The organism is uncultured Subdoligranulum sp., from assembly GCF_963931595.1.
GTDB lineage: Bacteria > Bacillota > Clostridia > Oscillospirales > Ruminococcaceae > Gemmiger.
Genome location: NZ_OZ007030.1, coordinates 549,810 through 565,073, shown reverse-complemented (window position 1 = coordinate 565,073; position 15,264 = coordinate 549,810). Strand labels below are relative to the sequence as shown.

16 protein-coding genes and 1 other RNA gene are annotated in these 15,264 nt (G+C 63.4%); 11 read left to right on the top strand and 6 right to left on the bottom strand.

From position 1 onward, the window contains the following. Window positions 1-14: 14 nt before the first annotated feature. From ABGT73_RS02710 to ABGT73_RS02695, 4 genes are read right to left on the bottom strand one after another with little or no spacing between them, the layout of a single operon-like run. Window positions 15-695, bottom strand: coding sequence for a DUF6320 domain-containing protein (locus ABGT73_RS02710; protein ID WP_346668303.1), 681 nt, complete (start codon window positions 693-695; stop codon window positions 15-17). Further along, window positions 692-1,942 (bottom strand): hypothetical protein, encoded by a 1,251-nt coding sequence (locus ABGT73_RS02705; RefSeq protein ID WP_346668302.1) that lies wholly within the window; start codon window positions 1,940-1,942, stop codon window positions 692-694. Before ABGT73_RS02705 ends, ABGT73_RS02710 begins: the two co-directional genes overlap by 4 nt. Before the next feature lie 31 nt (window positions 1,943-1,973). Continuing rightward, window positions 1,974-2,954 carry an alpha/beta hydrolase gene (locus ABGT73_RS02700; RefSeq protein WP_346668301.1) on the bottom strand — a complete coding sequence of 327 codons (981 nt, stop codon included), beginning with the start codon at window positions 2,952-2,954 and terminating at the stop codon, window positions 1,974-1,976. A gap of 16 nt (window positions 2,955-2,970) precedes the next feature. Next, the gene (locus ABGT73_RS02695) at window positions 2,971-3,909 is read right to left on the bottom strand and encodes a hypothetical protein (RefSeq protein WP_346668300.1); all 939 of its coding nucleotides are present in this window, start codon (window positions 3,907-3,909) and stop codon (window positions 2,971-2,973) included. A 187-nt stretch (window positions 3,910-4,096) separates the two neighbouring features. Here ABGT73_RS02695 and ABGT73_RS02690 point away from each other — a divergent pair, with 187 nt between their 5' ends. After that, the gene (locus ABGT73_RS02690; protein WP_346668299.1) at window positions 4,097-5,506 is read left to right on the top strand and encodes an MBOAT family O-acyltransferase; all 1,410 of its coding nucleotides are present in this window, start codon (window positions 4,097-4,099) and stop codon (window positions 5,504-5,506) included. A 14-nt stretch (window positions 5,507-5,520) separates the two neighbouring features. Continuing rightward, complete coding sequence (locus ABGT73_RS02685; protein WP_346668298.1) at window positions 5,521-6,591, top strand: alginate O-acetyltransferase AlgX-related protein; 1,071 nt, start codon at window positions 5,521-5,523, stop codon at window positions 6,589-6,591. Between the two features lie 35 nt (window positions 6,592-6,626). Here the strand turns inward: ABGT73_RS02685 and ABGT73_RS02680 are convergent, their stop codons facing one another. Continuing rightward, a complete protein-coding gene (locus ABGT73_RS02680; protein ID WP_346668297.1) occupies window positions 6,627-7,412 on the bottom strand; it encodes an IclR family transcriptional regulator in 786 nt (261 codons plus the stop codon). 297 nt (window positions 7,413-7,709) lie between these two features. Here ABGT73_RS02680 and eda point away from each other — a divergent pair, with 297 nt between their 5' ends. The 6 genes from eda to uppS all read left to right on the top strand — a co-directional run bounded on the left by eda (window position 7,710) and on the right by uppS (window position 12,771). Further along, entirely contained in the window at window positions 7,710-8,672 is a 963-nt protein-coding gene (gene eda, locus ABGT73_RS02675) for a bifunctional 4-hydroxy-2-oxoglutarate aldolase/2-dehydro-3-deoxy-phosphogluconate aldolase (protein WP_346668296.1), read from the top strand. Window positions 8,673-8,720: 48 nt separating this feature from the next. Next, entirely contained in the window at window positions 8,721-9,746 is a 1,026-nt protein-coding gene (locus tag ABGT73_RS02670) for a sugar kinase (protein WP_346668295.1), read from the top strand. Between the two features lie 147 nt (window positions 9,747-9,893). Continuing rightward, the gene (locus ABGT73_RS02665) at window positions 9,894-10,892 is read left to right on the top strand and encodes a biotin--[acetyl-CoA-carboxylase] ligase (RefSeq protein ID WP_346668294.1); all 999 of its coding nucleotides are present in this window, start codon (window positions 9,894-9,896) and stop codon (window positions 10,890-10,892) included. 14 nt (window positions 10,893-10,906) lie between these two features. Then, window positions 10,907-11,455 (top strand): biotin transporter BioY, encoded by a 549-nt coding sequence (locus ABGT73_RS02660; protein WP_346668293.1) that lies wholly within the window; start codon window positions 10,907-10,909, stop codon window positions 11,453-11,455. Between the two features lie 104 nt (window positions 11,456-11,559). After that, window positions 11,560-12,030 (top strand): Holliday junction resolvase RuvX, encoded by a 471-nt coding sequence (ruvX, locus tag ABGT73_RS02655; protein WP_346668292.1) that lies wholly within the window; start codon window positions 11,560-11,562, stop codon window positions 12,028-12,030. Window positions 12,031-12,045: 15 nt separating this feature from the next. Beyond that, window positions 12,046-12,771, top strand: a complete 726-nt coding sequence (gene uppS / locus ABGT73_RS02650) for a polyprenyl diphosphate synthase (protein WP_346668291.1) — start codon at window positions 12,046-12,048, stop codon at window positions 12,769-12,771. A gap of 92 nt (window positions 12,772-12,863) precedes the next feature. On the opposite strand, the gene ABGT73_RS02645 is transcribed toward uppS, so the two are convergent. Next, the gene (locus ABGT73_RS02645) at window positions 12,864-13,685 is read right to left on the bottom strand and encodes a peptidylprolyl isomerase (protein WP_346668290.1); all 822 of its coding nucleotides are present in this window, start codon (window positions 13,683-13,685) and stop codon (window positions 12,864-12,866) included. Window positions 13,686-13,823: 138 nt separating this feature from the next. Between ABGT73_RS02645 and ABGT73_RS02640 the strand changes: the two genes are divergently transcribed. The 3 genes from ABGT73_RS02640 (at window position 13,824) to ABGT73_RS02630 (ending at window position 15,216) form a co-directional block, all read left to right on the top strand. Further along, window positions 13,824-14,150 carry a DUF1292 domain-containing protein gene (locus ABGT73_RS02640; RefSeq protein WP_007045983.1) on the top strand — a complete coding sequence of 109 codons (327 nt, stop codon included), beginning with the start codon at window positions 13,824-13,826 and terminating at the stop codon, window positions 14,148-14,150. A gap of 10 nt (window positions 14,151-14,160) precedes the next feature. Then, window positions 14,161-14,352, top strand: a non-coding RNA gene (ssrS, locus tag ABGT73_RS02635) — 6S RNA. Between the two features lie 72 nt (window positions 14,353-14,424). Next, window positions 14,425-15,216: a hypothetical protein gene (locus ABGT73_RS02630; RefSeq protein WP_346668289.1), complete on the top strand. Its 792-nt coding sequence runs from the start codon at window positions 14,425-14,427 to the stop codon at window positions 15,214-15,216. The last annotated feature ends 48 nt before the right edge of the window (window positions 15,217-15,264 follow it).

Sequence of the window (15,264 nt, the reverse complement as noted above, 5' to 3'; positions counted from 1 at the left end):
ACACGGGGCTGTTTTTACATATGCAGGCGTTTTTCCAGTTCGCTGCGCAGTTTGCGCCCCTGGAAGATGATAAGCCCCAGGCAGGTCACCGAGCTGATGATCAGGCAGATGACCCAGGGGATGCTGTGGGCATCGATGCGGCCGGTCCCCACCCGGAAGAGCAGCAGCAGATAAGGCAGAATGCCTATGCCGATGTTCAGCAGCATATAGACCAGCGCGTTCTGGGTGAAGCGGCTGCGGCAGAAGGCAAAGATAAAATTGCAGACCAGCGTGACACTGCAAAGAATGGGAATCACAATGTCCAGGCTGTAGCCGGTGTAGCCGTTGTACCAGTCGGTAAAGATGAGCAGTCCCGACACCAGCAATAGCAGCGAGAACACCTGCCTTGGGCCGTTGTAGCGGCGGCGCAGCAGTCCCCGCAGCACCAGCAGTGCCGCCACCACCCACACCAGCATCAGCAGGCTTTCGTGGTGGTGGGGCTCCGGCACCAGCAGGAAATCGATGGCCATGACCACCATTGTGGCGGCCAGCAGCACAAAGGCAACGATCTTGAACAGCAGGCTGAACCGCCGCACCGGCGGCGTGATCCTGGGCCACCAGGGGGCTTCGTCAGGGCCGGACAGCCGGTTCTGGCACAGCGGGCAGTAGGCCGCGCTGCCGCCGATGGTGATATGACAATGGGGACAGGTCTTCATTTTTCCACCTCCGTTGCATAGAGGGTGACCTGCAGACCGTCGGCTGCCAGTCCCCGGTAAAACCGCCGCAGCACGTTGGTGCTGCGCAGAGCCGAGGCCGTGCCCAGCACCAGGTCGTCCCCATAGGAACACACACAGGTGAAGAGCCCCTCGCAGCTGGAAAAGGCCGCAAACTGCCGGATGTAGGGCCGCAGTTCCTCGGCCACCTCCACCCTGCCCATATTGGAGAGCACCGCCGTGACGTGGGTTTCCTCCAGATGGGTGAAGAACCGCACCGCCAGATTCTTGATGAAAAGCGGCACCGGCCGGATGCCCGGCATGTGCTCCAGTTTTTCGTACTCGTCCATCTGGGCCTTGATGTTCTCGGGGTGCAGGATCTCCTTGAGTTTGGCGTCAAACACCGGGGCCACCGTGGCCAGCGTATCACCGTCGGTCAGCGTGTGGGTCACATAAACCGAATTGAAGAAGTTGCGCGCCGTCTCGCTGGGATAGTAGTTGCGCAGGTTTACCGGCAGGCTGATGGAGATGGGTTTGCGCCGGTCCATCGTGGCCATCTCGCCGTAGATGGCCAGCATCAGGGAAGCTCCCAGATAACTGGTCAGCGATACCCCCAGCGTCCGGGCCCGGGCCAGCACCTCCCTGGCGCTGAGATGTCCTTCAAAATACTGCAGCTGGTCGTAGGGCAGCCGCGCCCCCCGCAGGTGATAGGCCTTGGGTACCTTGGCCGGGCTGGCGCGGCGGGTGCCCTCGTAAAAGTTCTTGAAGCTGTCCTGGGCCAGGTCCGCCTCCGAGGCACCGTTGGGGGTGGGCACATGGTCCAGCGTGCCGGGATGGCGCAGCGCCAGATAGTTGCGCACCAGCGATTTCAGGAAGAGAAAACCGCCGTTGCCATCCGTCATGGCGTGGAACATCTCCAGATTGATCCGCGCGCCGAAGTAACTCACCCGGTAGATGAGCTGGTTGCGGCGCTCCGGCACATAGAGCGGAGCACAGGGCTCCTTGTTCTCCGGCTTGGCCACGGGCAGCTGGTCGGTGGCTTCAAAATAATGCCAGAACAGCCCCCGGTGCAGTGTAACCTGGAACTGGGGCCACTCCCCCGCCGTGCGGCGCAGTGCCTCGTTGAGGGTGTCGGGCTCCACCTCCTCGGTCAGCGTGCAGCTGATCCGGAAGACCCGCGGATCCCGACGGGTGGTGGTGGCCAGAAACACCTTGGCCACATTATCAACTTTGTACCATGCTTGGGACATAGGACTCCTCGTTTTCTGGGCTGCGCCCCGGTCACATCAGCCGCTGCACAAACCGCCCGGCCGCCTCCATGGCCACCTCGGCGCGATGGATCGGCATCTGCTGGAAAACATGCCAGCACTCCTCGTACACTTCCAGTCTGGCGTACCCGCCGGCCTTCTGCAGGGCTTCGGCCAGCCGCTCACCGTCAGACCGCAGAATCTCGTTGGTGCCCACCTGAATCAGGGCAGGCGGCATTCCCCGCAGATCGGCGAACAGCGGGCTGTAACAGGGATCGGCCCACTCGGCATCGGGCCCGGCGTAGGCCGCCCGTATCGCTTCCACATATTCCAGCGTCAGCATGGGGTCCAGGTCCCGGCAGGTGCGGTAACTCTTGCCCCCTGTGGTCATGTCGGTCCAGGGGCTGAACAGCAGCAGTCCCCGGGGCTGGGCGCGCCCCTGGGCCTTGATTTTCAGGCAGAGTTCCAGCGCCAGGTTGCCCCCGGCGGAATCCCCCGCCACGATCACATCCCGGGCGCCGTAGCCCATATACATCATATAATCCCACATGGCCAGCGCGTCCTGCAGCGCCGCCGGGTAGCGGTGCTCGGGGGACAGGCGGTACTCGAAGGAGAGCACGTCAAACCCGGTGCAGAGGGCCAGCTTGCTGGCCAGAATCCGGGCATAGCCCAGCTGGCCGCAGGTGAAACCGCCGCCATGGCAGTAGAGCACCGCGTGGCGCCGGTCATGGCCGTGTTCCAGGCTCACCCATTCGGCCGGCACCTTGCCCACCGTCAGCCCGTCGGTGCGGATGCCCTGGGAGGGCGCCACCAGCCGCCCGAACAGTTCCTGGGCCGCCCGCTGGCGTTCCAGGTCCTCCGGGGAGGTGGAAGTATTGTCGGTAACGCTGTGGATGGCCTTGATGGCACGCATCATCGGCCCCAGCTCGTCGGCGCTCTGGCCGCGCTGGGGAATCAGCGTTTTGATGACGGTCTCCAGCCGTTGGGTCAGATCCTTGGAAGTGTGTCGGGACATGGTTGCTCCTTTTGGTTCAGTGGCAGAGTCTTGCTTTCAGCCGCACCCAGACCGTCGCCAGCAGCGGCGGACGGGCGGGAGGCAGGCAGCACAGTTTATGGACCCGGGCCGCCGCCGGGAAGGTTCCCCGCTTTGTATAGCTGTAATAGAGCAGCTTGAGCTGCCGCTCCTTGGCGGCGCCGGGCAGATGCAGGATGCAGACGGGGTCCAGCACATAGTTGGTGGAGACAAAATAGAACCGCCCGCCCAGCCAGTACCGGAAAATATAGGCGTTGGCCGCCCGCACCGGCTGCCCGGCCTGCTGGCATTCGTAGGCAGCGGCACACCAGATGGCTTCGTCGCCCTCCCGGGGCGTGATGCCCTTTTGCTGCAGCGCGTCATAGTAACAGCGGCACCGTTCCAGGAAGTCCTGCAGCCGGGCCTTGCTGCCCGCCACCAGTTCCCCGCCGAAATGGGTCAGCACATGGGGAGCTCCCTCGGGGTGGACCTCGTCGTAGATGTCAGAGATGGCCTGGGCCATGCCCTGGCTGGCGGCGTGGGGCGTCTGGTAGAGCAGCACCGCCTCGTCAGCCTCCCGCCAGAGATCATCCAGCGGATACTGGGTGTAGGTGTCCAGGTCCAGCATGGCCACCCGGGCAAACTCCCGGTTGGCCAGCACCCACTCCATGGCACAGAGCTTGTAATAGGCCAGCGCCCAGTTGGTTTCCGCCGAAACGCGGTAACTATCAAAGGGACAGCGCCACACCTCCACCCCGGCCGCCGCCAGCTGCCCGGCGTAGGGTTCGGGCAGCGGTGCGTTGGTCACCAGCGCCACCGTGCACCTCGGGTTCCGGGCTTTGGCACTGCACAGCGCCACCACGGTGCACCGGTCATACACCCCGCGGCCCAGGTTGGCGGCGTCACCCTCCCGGTAGCCTTCCAGCGTGGCAAACGCTCCAAAGATCAGGTTTTCCATCCCGGGCCTCCTTGATTGTACAGATAGAATTATTATAGCCTTTTTGCGGGGTGTTGTCTATGGCCGCCCCGGTGTACTGCCGGTAAAAAAATGCCCGTTTCTGTCGAATTTTGCCTTGCCGAATCCCTTACGGCGCCGTATAATGGAAACAGATGTAAAATTTTTATGAAAGACGCAGGAATACTGTATGGCCTTTTCTTCCGTTCAATTTCTCTTTATCTTTCTGCCGCTGACGCTGGTGGTCTATTATCTGCTGCCCCGTTTTGCCCGCAACGCCGTGCTCTGCCTGTTCAGCCTGGTGTTCTTCGCCTGGTCCGGCCTGCGGGGTGCTGCCCTGCTGGTGGGGCTGGCCGCTCTCAACTGGTTGGGCGGCCTGGCGCTGAAACATCTGCCCTTCAAAAAAGTGCTGCTGATCCTGCTGATCGTGGCGGACCTGGGGGTGCTGGCGGTCTTCAAGTACGCCGGGTTTGCCGCCGAGACCGTCAACACCTTTGTGCCCGGCCTGCTGCCGGTCCTGGCGCCGGCCCTGCCCCTGGGCATCAGCTTCTACATCTTCACGGCCATCGGCTACTGCATCGACGTGGCCGTCGGCCATGTGCAGCCCGCCCGCAATCCCCTGCGGTTCTTTGTGTTCCTTGCCTTCTTCGGCCACGGTCCCTCCGGCCCCATCGTCCGTTACGGGCAGCAGGCCCCCATGCTGGATCCCCGGGGCGAACCCCGCCGTGTGACCGCTGACCGCTTTGCCTATGGCATCAAGCGGTTCATCTTCGGTCTTTCCAAAAAGGCCATCATCGCCGACCAGATCGCCCTGATCTACCAGCGGGTGACCTCGGTGCCCGCCGACACCGTGCCCGCCCCCATACTGGTGCTGGGGTACGTGGCCTACATGCTGCAGCTGTATTTTGACTTTTCCGGCTACAGCGATATGGCCATCGGCATCGGCTGCTTCTTCGGGCTGGATCTGCCGGAGAACTTCGACTACCCCTACCTGGCCAAAAGCATCGGCGAATACTGGCGCCGGTGGCATATCTCGCTGTCCAGCTGGTTCCGGGATTATCTCTACTTTCCCCTGGGCGGCAGCCATTGCAGCACGCTGTGCACCTGCCGCAACCTGATCATCGTCTTCCTGCTCACCGGCCTGTGGCACGGCGCCGCCTGGCAGTACGTATTTTTCGGGCTGCTCCACGGCCTGCTGCTCTGTCTCGAACGGCTGGGTCTGCGCCGCCTGCTGGAGAAGCTGCCCGGCGCGGTGCAGCATCTCTACGCCGTGGTGGTCCTGTGGCTGACGCTGATCATCTTCGGCGCCCCGGGTCTGGCCCAGGGGCTGGACGCATGGAAGGGCATTTTCTGCTGGCAGGAGGGCGCCCCCGGCTACACGCTGGCCGCCTTCACCGACACCAAACTGCTGCTGATCCTGGCCGCCGCCGTACTGCTGTGCGGCCCTGTGCAGGCCCTGTTCCCGCGGCTGAAGGAAGCCCTCTACGCCCGCAGGGCTCCCGGGGTTCCCATGGTGGCGGGGCTGCTGGTGCTGTTCTTCTTCAGCCTCATGCGGGTGACCGCCGGCACCTACAGTGCCTTTATCTATTTCCAGTTCTAAAGGAGGGATGACCCGTGAAAAAGACAGCGCAAACCATTCTGATCGTCGTTTTCTGCGCGGTACTGGGGCTCTCCTTTGCCGTGTTCAACATCTTTTCCAAGCAGCTCTCGATGGACAGCCACGAGAACCGCCTGATGACCGGCCTGCCCCAGGTGCTGCAGAGCCCCCTGCGGGAACTGAGCAAGAACCTGGACAACTTCTTTGTGGACAATTCCCCCTTCCGCTACCAGTTCGTGCTGCTGAACGCCGGAATAGACTATGAGCTCTTCGGCAGCAGCCAGAGCGACCAGGTGCTGCCGGGCAAGGACGGCTGGCTGTTCTACAAGGACGGTCCCACGGCGGCCCAGCCGGTGGCCAACTACCAGGGCCTGACCGACCAGCAGGACAGCGAGGAGACACTGGCCCGCGCCAGCGCGGCGCTGCAAATCCTCAGCGATGATCTGGCCGAGAACGGCTGCACCCTGGTGCTGGACCTGACCCCCAGCAAGGACCGGGTTTACCAGGAATACATGCCGGACGGCTACCCCATCATCAGCGAGGAGAACCGCACCGACCGGATGGCCGCCTACCTGCAGTCCCACACCACGGTGCCGGTGGTGTGGCAGTACCCCACCCTGCGCAGCCAGGCCAAGCTCCATCCCGAGCGGCCGCTCTACTACAAGACCGACACCCACTGGAACGCGGTGGGGGCGCTCATCGGGCTGGACGGTATCTTTTCGGCGCTGGAGATGCCCACCCTGGCGCCGGAGGAATATCCCGTCCAGGCCAGCGGCACCACCACCGGCGACATGGCCAATGTGGCCGCCCTCTACGCCGTGCTGCCCCCCGAGACCACCTACGAGGTGCCCGGCTACGACACCCTGTTTGAGAAGGACGACCGGGTGGTGCGGGTCATCGGCGATTCCTTCAGCGAGTATTACATGCCCTACCTGGAGAGCCGGTTTGCCGGCTGCTGGCGCGAGCATATCGACACCTTCGATCCCGCCATCGCGCAGCAGCCCGGCTGCGATATCCTGATTCTGGAATTCAACGAGCGCAGCCTGGACACCATGCTCTCCATCCTGTCCAACTTCTATCCCGCATAAAAAACGGGCTTCCCGCCGGGGAAGCCCGTTTTCTGTTATTCGGTTTGTGCGGCACTGCGGCGGGCGATGCCCAGGTCCGCCAGAATGTCGGTGCGGGAGTCCAACGCCATGGCCGCGATGCGCCGGATGCGCTCCGGCGTCATGTAGGGGGTCAGGCCGCTGATGGAGAAGGCGCTGTCCGCCCGGCCGTCCGGTCCCGGGATGGCCACCGCCACGCAGCGCACCCCCAGCTCGTTTTCCTCGTCGTCCACCGCGTAGCCCTTGGCCCGCACCGTCTCCAGCTGTTCCTGCAGATGGGGCAGGTCCGCCACCGTCCGCTCGGTGAGCTTGCGGGGCCGGCTGGCAGCCCAGACCTGGGCCACCTCCCCGGCGGGCAGCGTGGCCAGAATGGCCTTGCCCACGCCGGTGCAGTAGAGCGGGCTGCGCATGCCCACCCGGCTGGACATCCGCATGGGACCGTTCTCCGTCTTATAAATGTAGACAATGTCCTGGCCGTCCCGGATGACCAGATGCACCGCCTCGCCGGTGCGCTGGGCCAACCGCTCCAGATGGGCCTTGGCCACCTCCATGATGGCCATATCGTTGACGATGCCGCTGGAAAGCTCAAACATCTTCAGCGTCAGGCGATACCGCCCCGAAGTCTCCTCCTGGGAGACATACCCCAGCCCCACCAGGCTGGCCAGCAGCCGGTGCACCGTGCTCTTGGCCAGGGCGGTGCCCTGGGCCAGCGTCTGCAGGCTGGCCCCCGCCGGGTGGGCCGCCAGCAGCTCGATCAGCGCAAAGATCCGCTCCACACTCTGTACGCCGCCTTTTTCCGCCACAAGATCGCCCTCTTCCCAAAAATTAACAAAATATTCACATTTTTCGCTTTTGCCTCGTTCGGCCGGAGCCGTTCCGTATCACGGAACGATTATAACAAGGATTGGCCCCATTTGCAAGCCCTTATGCCGGATTGCGGAATTCCGGCAGGCTGTACCCCAAATTATTGGCCTATCATGGTTCATTTTGCCCGATTGACGGCCGCCACACCGCCGGATATAATGATACTAAACCAGTACGCAGGTATGCGCCGGGCCCACCGGCGACACCGCGCACCGAACCAGTGAAGGAGAATTGCTATGAATCCTGTTGTTCAGCGTGTGTATGAGATCGGCATTATTCCGGTCATTGCCTTCAATAGCGTGGACGAGGCCCTGCCCCTGTGCAAGGCCCTGATCGCCGGCGGTCTGCCCGCGGCGGAGGTCACCTTCCGCACGGCCTGCGCCGAGGAGTGCATCAAGAAGATCCACGAGGAGCTGCCCGACATGCTGCTGGGTGCCGGCACCGTCCTGACCACCGATCAGGCGGACCGTGCGCTGGCGGCCGGCGCTTCTTTCATCGTTTCGCCGGGCTTTGACCCCAACGTCACCAAGCACGTCTTCGACAAGGGCGGCCTGATGATGCCCGGCACCTGCAGCGCCGGTGAGATGCAGCAGGCCATGAACCTGGGCTGCGAGGCCATCAAGTTCTTCCCTGCCGAGGCCAACGGCGGCGTGGCCATGCTGAAGAACATCGGCGGCGCCCTGAAGACCTGCAAGTGGATGTGCACCGGCGGCATCAACGCCAAGAACGTCAACGAGTACCTGGCCTACGATCCCATCTTCGCCGTGGGCGGCACCTGGATGTGCAAGAGCGACAAGATCAAGGCCGGCGCCTGGGATGAAATCACCGCCATGTGCCGTGAGGCCGTGGACACCATGCTGGGCCTGGAGCTGGGCCACATCGGCATCAACTGCGCCGACGACGCCGAGGCTGCCAAGACCGCCGAGACCATCGGCAACCTGCTGAGCATGGCTGTCAAGCCGGGCAACAGCAGCATTTTCGTGGGCAAGAAGGAATTCGAGATCATGAAGAAGCCGGGCCGCGGCACCCACGGCCACATCGCCATCCTGACCAACAACGTGGACCGCGCCGTCTTCCACCTGGGCCAGCGCGGCGTCAAGTTCGACATGGACAGCAAGAAGGTCAAGGACGGCAAGACCACCGCCATCTACTTTGCGGATGAGATCGCCGGCTTCGCCCTGCACCTGGTTCAGCGCTGAGCTTTCTCTCACGTTCTGTATACAATCTGAAATAAAAGGAGTCTCTTCATGAAAGTCGTTACTTTTGGCGAACTGATGGTCCGTCTGCAGCCGTACAACTACGAGCGTTTCGTCCAGGCCGATCACCTGGAATTCACCTTCGGCGGCGGTGAGGCCAACGTGGCCGTCTCCCTGGCCAACTATGGCGCCGATGCCATCTACGTCACCAAGCTGCCCGCCCATGCCATCGGCCAGGCCGCTGTGAACAGCCTGCGCCGCTACGGCGTCGATACCTCCAAGATCACCCGCGGCGGTGACCGTGTGGGCATCTACTACAACGAGAAGGGCGCTTCCCAGCGTGGTTCCGTCTGCATCTACGACCGTGCCCATTCCGCCATCCAGGAAGCCACCACTGCCGACTTCGACTGGGATTCCATCTTCGAGGGCGTGGACTGGTTCCACTTCACCGGCATCACCCCGGCCCTGGGCCCCAACGTGGTGGACATCTGCCGCGAAGCCTGCAAGGCTGCCAAGGCCCATGGCGTGAAGATCAGCTGCGACCTGAACTACCGCGGCAAGCTGTGGACCCGTGAGCAGGCCCGCGCTGCCATGACCGATCTGTGCCAGTACGTGGATGTCTGCATCTCCAACGAGGAGGATGCCAAGGATGTCTTCGGCATCGAGGCCGAGGCCACCGACATCTACGCCGGTGAGATCAACCGCGAGGGCTACAAGAGCGTTGCCAAGCAGCTGGCCGACAAGTTCGGCTTCGAGAAGGTGGCCATCACCCTGCGTGAGAGCCATTCCGCCTTCGACAACGGCTGGAGCGCCATGCTCTACGACGTTGCCTCCAACGAGTACTGCTTCAGCAAGAAGTACGACCTGCACATCATCGACCGCGTGGGCGGCGGTGACAGCTTCGGCGGCGGCCTGATCTACGCGCTGCTGTCCGGCAAGAGCACCCAGGACGCCGTGGAGTTCGCCGTGGCTGCTTCTGCCCTGAAGCACTCCATCGAGGGCGACTACAACATGGTCACCGTGTCTGAGGTGGAGAAGCTGGTCGGCGGCGACGGTTCCGGCCGTATCCAGCGCTGATTTTTCCCATAGCTTTTCTGAAGAGGTCCGCATACGCGGATCTCTTCTTTTTTTGTGCGATTGTCAACCCCCACCGCCGCTTTCCGTTGACATTCCGGTTTCGGTGCCGCTATACTGGAAAAGCAGGCGCAAGGGAGGGTGGATACCGTGAGCAAGGCAGAGGTTCTGGCGGCACTGGAATCCGCCCGGGGTCACTACCGCTCGGGACAGGCGCTGGCCCGTCAGCTGGGGGTCAGCCGCAACGCGGTATGGAAAGCGGTGGCTTCCCTGCGTGCCGACGGCGTCCCCATCGAGGCGGCCACCAACCGGGGCTACCGCCTGCCCGCCGGAGCCGACATCCTCCACGCCGATGCCGTCACCGCACTGCTGTCTCCCGAAGTGGCCGGGGCCTTGCAGATCGAAGTGTACGACCGGCTGCCCGGCACCAACGCCGCCCTGCGCGCCCGTGCCACCCAGGGCGCCCCCGAAGGGCTGGTCCTCATCGCCCAGGCCCAGTCGGCCGGGCGGGGCCGCAACGGGCGCAGCTTCTTTTCCCCGCCGGGCGGACTGTATATGAGTCTGCTGGTGCGGCCGGATTTCGGTGCCCGGCAGGCGGTCTACCTCACCGTCATGGCGGCGGTGGCTGCCGCCCGCGCCTGTGAATCCCTGTGCGGGGCGCCCATCCGCATCAAGTGGGTGAACGATCTGTGGCGGGACGGCCGGAAAGTCTGCGGCATCCTGACCGAGGCCTCCCTGGATGTGGAATCCGGCCTTCTGGACTATGCCATCGTGGGACCCGGCTTCAACCTTATGCCGCCGCCCGACGGCTGGCCCGACGAGCTCCAGGGCATTGCCGGCAGTCTGTTTGACGCCGCCCCGCCGCCCGGTGCCCGTGCCAAACTGGCCGCCGCCTTCCTCAACGAATTCTGGCCCCTCTACCACTGCGGGCGAACCTCCAGCTTCCTGCCGGAATACCGCGCCCGCCAGGCGCTGCCTGGGTGTACGGTGCAGGTCTGCCCCGGCCGGGGCGCTCCCTACACCGCCACCGTGCTTGCCGTGGACGACGAATGCCGTCTTGTGGTCCGCCCCTGCGGCCGCACCGAAACGGTGGCCTTGAGCAGCGGCGAAGTGCACATTCTGCCCGCCGCGCCCGCCACTTCTCTTTGAAAGGAACTACCGCTATGCATACCGCTTCCAACCATCGCGTCCGTCATCTGGTGCTCTGCGCCCTCTTCGCCGCTCTGGTGGCCGTCTGCAGCCAGATCGCCATTCCCATGCCCTGGGGTGTGCCCATCAACCTGGCCGTCTTTGCCGTCTGCCTGGCCGGCAGCATGCTGGGTCCTGTGTGGGGCACCGCCAGCCTGGTGGTCTATGTGGCCCTGGCCGCCATCGGCGTGCCGGTGCTGGCCGGTTTCCAGGGCGGTCCCGCCGCCATCTTCGGCAAAACCGGCGGCTATGCCGTGGGCTATATCGTGGCTGCCCTTCTCACCGGTCTTGTGACCAAAGCCCTGGGCCGCCGCTTCCCGGTCCTGGTGCTGGCCATGGTGGTGGGCTGCCTTGCCTGCTACGCGCTGGGCACTCTCTGGTTCGTCTTCCTGACCCACAGCCCGCTGCTCACCGCCCTGGGCCTCTGTGTGCTGCCCTATCTGCCCGCCGACGCCCTGAAAATTGCTCTGGCCGCTTTGCTGACCGTCCAGCTGGACCGCCGGCTGCCCCGGGACTTTGTGTAAGATTTCTCCCGTTTCTGCCGCCCTGCCGGGCGGCTTTTTGTTTGCGTTGCGGGCCCAAACGTGTTATACTGAAGCCAAACCCTGTGAACAAAGGAGAACCGCCGATGAAATGGCTTGCCGTGGATTACGGCGACGCGCGCACCGGACTGGCCGGGTGTGATGCGTCAGAAACCATCACCAGCCCCATCACGCCGCAGATCGAGGAGAAAAGCATGAACAAGGTGGCGGCCGCCGTCACCGAGGTGGCTGCCCAGCGCGGCGCCGAGGGGCTTGTCTGCGGCCTGCCCAAGAACATGGACGGCACCGAAGGTTCCCGCGCCGCCAAGAGCCGCCGGTTCGCCCAGCGGCTGGCCAACACCGCCGGATGCCCCGTGGTGCTGTGGGATGAGCGCCGGACCACCGTCTCGGCGGCAGCCATTCTGGCCGGCAACGATACCTTCGGCCAGAAGCGCAAGGAGCGGCTGGATTCCGTATCGGCCGCGGTCATTCTGGAAAGTTTTCTCAACTGGCGCGCCCATCACCCCGGCGAAGAACCGCCGGAGCAGCTGCTGCCCCAGGCGCCCCAACAATCATAAAAAAGGAGTCCCGCTATGTCCAACGAAACCGTTTCCCGCATTCCCAACCACGTGGCCATCATCGTGGACGGCAACCGCCGCTGGGCCCGTCAGCGACTGATGCCCGCCAGTTTGGGCCACAAGGCCGGCTTTGACCGCCTGAAGGAGATTACCCGCTACGCCGTGGGCGACCGGGGCGTGCATGTGCTCTCCCTCTACGTCTTCTCCACCGAGAACTTTTCCCGTGACGCCAGGGAAGTGGGCTATCTGATGGATCTGTTTGCCAACAACTTCCGCACCATCGCCGACGAGATGAACGAGCGGGGCTGTCAGGTGCTGTTCAGCGGCCGCCGGGAGGGGCTGCAGCAGCGTGTGCTGGACGCCATGGACTACATGATGAACCTGACCAAGGACAACACCAAGGGCATTGTGAACTTCTGCCTGAACTACGGCAGCCACGCCGAGCTCACCGATGCGGTGCGCGGCATCGCCAAGGAGGTGCAGGCCGGCACGCTGGCCCCCGACGCCATCGACGAGAAGACCATCGAGAGCCATCTCTACCGCCAGCTGCCGCCGGTGGATCTGATGATCCGCACCAGCGGCGAGGAGCGCCTTTCCAACTTCCTGCTGTGGCAGTGCGCCTACGCCGAATTCTACTTCACGCCGGTGCTGTTCCCCGATTTCACCAAGGAATGCTTCGACCAGGCGCTGGAGGAATACGCCCGCCGGGATCGCCGGATGGGCGGCAATACCAAGAAATAACAGCAATATCACCAAAAACACCCCGGGAACTTTGGCCGCTCTGCCAAGGGTTCCCGGGGTGTTTGCTGCATATTCTAAAAACAGGGAGCGGTTCAGCCCACTGCCTCACTGCTGGAGGCGGCATCGGAGGAAGCGCTCTCCCCGCCCTCGCTCTGGGCGGCCAGTTCCTCCGACGTGGGGCCCGGATAGGTGGAAATTGTCACGCTCTCGATGGTGATGGTGTCCTCCTCGGTGGGGCGCCAGGTGTCACTGCCGTCCTCGCCCTTTTCCGTCTCCACGCAGGCCATCTTGTCCACCACGTCCATACCCTGGTAGACCTGGCCGAACACCGTGTCGGTGTTGTCCAGATAGGGCAGGCCGCCCGCCGCCGCGTAGGCCGCGATCTGGGATTCGCTGTAGCCGTTCTGGGCCAGCTGGTCCTGCTGGGTCTTGTCCACACTGTCGGGCAGCGCCGCCACAAAGTAGAACTGGCTGTTGCCGCCCGTGGCATCGCCCCCCGAGGCAAAGGCCGCGCAAAGTGCCCCCGCGTAGTGCTTCAGGCTGGCATCCGCTTCCAGCGGGTAGGGGTTGTTGCTCCAGATGGTGGAGCCTCCGGTCCCGGTGCCGGTGGCATCGCCCCCCTGCACCGCAAAGCCGTACTGGCTGCGCCAGATGACGGTGCCGTTATAGTAGCCCGTGCGGGCCAACCCCACAAAGTTGTACACCGCCATGGGCGCCGCATCCGGGTAGAGCACCGCCCGCACCTCACCCAGATTCGTGGTGAAGATGGCGATGAGGTCCCCGTCGGCGGGGGCGGCGAACTGCCGCTCCTCGCTGGTCACTTCAGGCCGATTGGGCGCGGTTTTTCCGCTGCCGCCGCAGCCGCACAGCAGCACCAGCAGCAGCGACAAAACCACACAGACCGTCTTTTTCATGGCGGAACCTCCCCGGGCGAAAAAATTTCTAATTAGCCATAGTATACCACACTTTACGCATCATGAACACCCTTGACGTTTCCATAAAAAAAGGGTACACTAGAGGCAGTAAAAATTCCAAACACAGGAGGGACGATCATGTCTGACGAACTGAGCCCCGAAATGCTGGAAGAAGCCAAGCCCGACCTGCTGACCCTGGAGGATGAGGACGGACAGGAAGTCACCTTTGAAGTCATTGATGCCACCGAAGTCAACGGCACCCGCTATCTGGCCGTCATCCCCTACCAGGAGGATCCCGCCAGCCTGCAGGAGGACGCCGAACTGATCCTCATGCGCATCGGCACTGACGACGAAGGCGAATATATGGACATCGTGGACGATGACGAAGAGTTGCTGACTGTGGGCAAGGTCTTTGAAGAGCGGCTGCGTGCCATGTACGATATCGACGATTCCGAACTGGACTGAGTTTTCGTACCCACCCCTGCGAGGTTCGATTTGTTGTGGCCTTTATAGAATCCTACTAATCAAATATTGGGAGCCCGGGTCGGATGCCGGACCGCAGACCTCCCGCTTCGGCGGAAGAAGGGAGTGGAAACGCACCCGTAGGGCACCCACCTGCCTGTACCGGTAGGTTTTGATTGGCTGCAGACGGCCAAGCGGGGGTTTTTCTGACATTTCACCCGGACAGCGTATACCTGTCCGGGTTTTTGGGTGATTTTTACAAAAGGGAGGTTGTTTCATGGCAGAGAGAATCGCTGTCGGGGACAAGCTCCCTTTCTTTTTGTATGACACTCCCTACAGCGCCCAGAACCGGTTCCGCGACCTGCTGGCTGCCAAAAGCCCTCTGGTGCTGATCTTCATGGCCAACTTCGGCCATCCCATTACCCGCACCTTCGCCAGCCGCTACGCGGAGACCTACGGCGCGCTGCGGGATGGCGCCCTGGCGCTGGTGGTACGGTCCCGGGCCGACAAGCTCTCCCGCAGCATCGGTCCCGACACGCTGCCCTATCCCCTGCTCTGCGACGCCGATGGCGTGCTCTACGAGTACCTGGACATTCCCCAGAACAGCAGCACGCTGATGACCTATTCCCTGGAGGGCTGGCGCATCCTGCGGCAGGCCCGCAAACAGGGCTACCGTGCCGTCAAGGGGGCTCCCCAGCAGCTGCCGCTGACGCTGATTCTGGACCGGGACGGCACCGTGCTGTTCTGCCACTACGGCGCCAGCCTGACCGATGTGCCGGAGGACTGCGAGGCCATCCAGAGCCTGCTGGAGGAGCTGGACCTGACGCCGGAAGAGCCCGAGATCGACGCCCGGGCCTTCCACCAAGTCTACGACACCCACAGCGAGGCCGTCCCGGAGGAGGAGCCGGAGGAACCCACCCGTCGTTCCCGGCGCAGCCGTCACGGACGGCGCCGCCCCGCCGCCGTGGATGATTTCGGTCCCACGGAATCCATCCGGGAATACAATACCCCCGAGCTGGACAAGACCTCGGTGGTCAGCCTCTTTGACGACCCTTACGGGGATGACTGAGTTTTTTACCTGTCCAGACAACAACCCCCGCCGGTACTGCACCGGCGG

Excerpts from the sequence above, each read along its gene's own strand:
- ABGT73_RS02710 (WP_346668303.1), bottom strand. The coding sequence starts at position 695 with ATGAAGACCTGTCCCCATTGTCATATCACCATCGGCGGCAGCGCGGCC.
- ABGT73_RS02645 (WP_346668290.1), bottom strand. The coding sequence starts at position 13,685 with ATGAAAAAGACGGTCTGTGTGGTTTTGTCGCTGCTGCTGGTGCTGCTG.
- ruvX (WP_346668292.1), top strand. The coding sequence starts at position 11,560 with ATGAAATGGCTTGCCGTGGATTACGGCGACGCGCGCACCGGACTGGCC.
- ABGT73_RS02690 (WP_346668299.1), top strand. The coding sequence starts at position 4,097 with ATGGCCTTTTCTTCCGTTCAATTTCTCTTTATCTTTCTGCCGCTGACG.
- ABGT73_RS02670 (WP_346668295.1), top strand. The coding sequence starts at position 8,721 with ATGAAAGTCGTTACTTTTGGCGAACTGATGGTCCGTCTGCAGCCGTAC.
- ABGT73_RS02700 (WP_346668301.1), bottom strand. The coding sequence starts at position 2,954 with ATGTCCCGACACACTTCCAAGGATCTGACCCAACGGCTGGAGACCGTC.
- uppS (WP_346668291.1), top strand. The coding sequence starts at position 12,046 with ATGTCCAACGAAACCGTTTCCCGCATTCCCAACCACGTGGCCATCATC.
- eda (WP_346668296.1), top strand. The coding sequence starts at position 7,710 with ATGAATCCTGTTGTTCAGCGTGTGTATGAGATCGGCATTATTCCGGTC.
- ABGT73_RS02640 (WP_007045983.1), top strand. The coding sequence starts at position 13,824 with ATGTCTGACGAACTGAGCCCCGAAATGCTGGAAGAAGCCAAGCCCGAC.
- ABGT73_RS02695 (WP_346668300.1), bottom strand. The coding sequence starts at position 3,909 with ATGGAAAACCTGATCTTTGGAGCGTTTGCCACGCTGGAAGGCTACCGG.
- ABGT73_RS02705 (WP_346668302.1), bottom strand. The coding sequence starts at position 1,942 with ATGTCCCAAGCATGGTACAAAGTTGATAATGTGGCCAAGGTGTTTCTG.
- ABGT73_RS02660 (WP_346668293.1), top strand. The coding sequence starts at position 10,907 with ATGCATACCGCTTCCAACCATCGCGTCCGTCATCTGGTGCTCTGCGCC.
- ABGT73_RS02630 (WP_346668289.1), top strand. The coding sequence starts at position 14,425 with ATGGCAGAGAGAATCGCTGTCGGGGACAAGCTCCCTTTCTTTTTGTAT.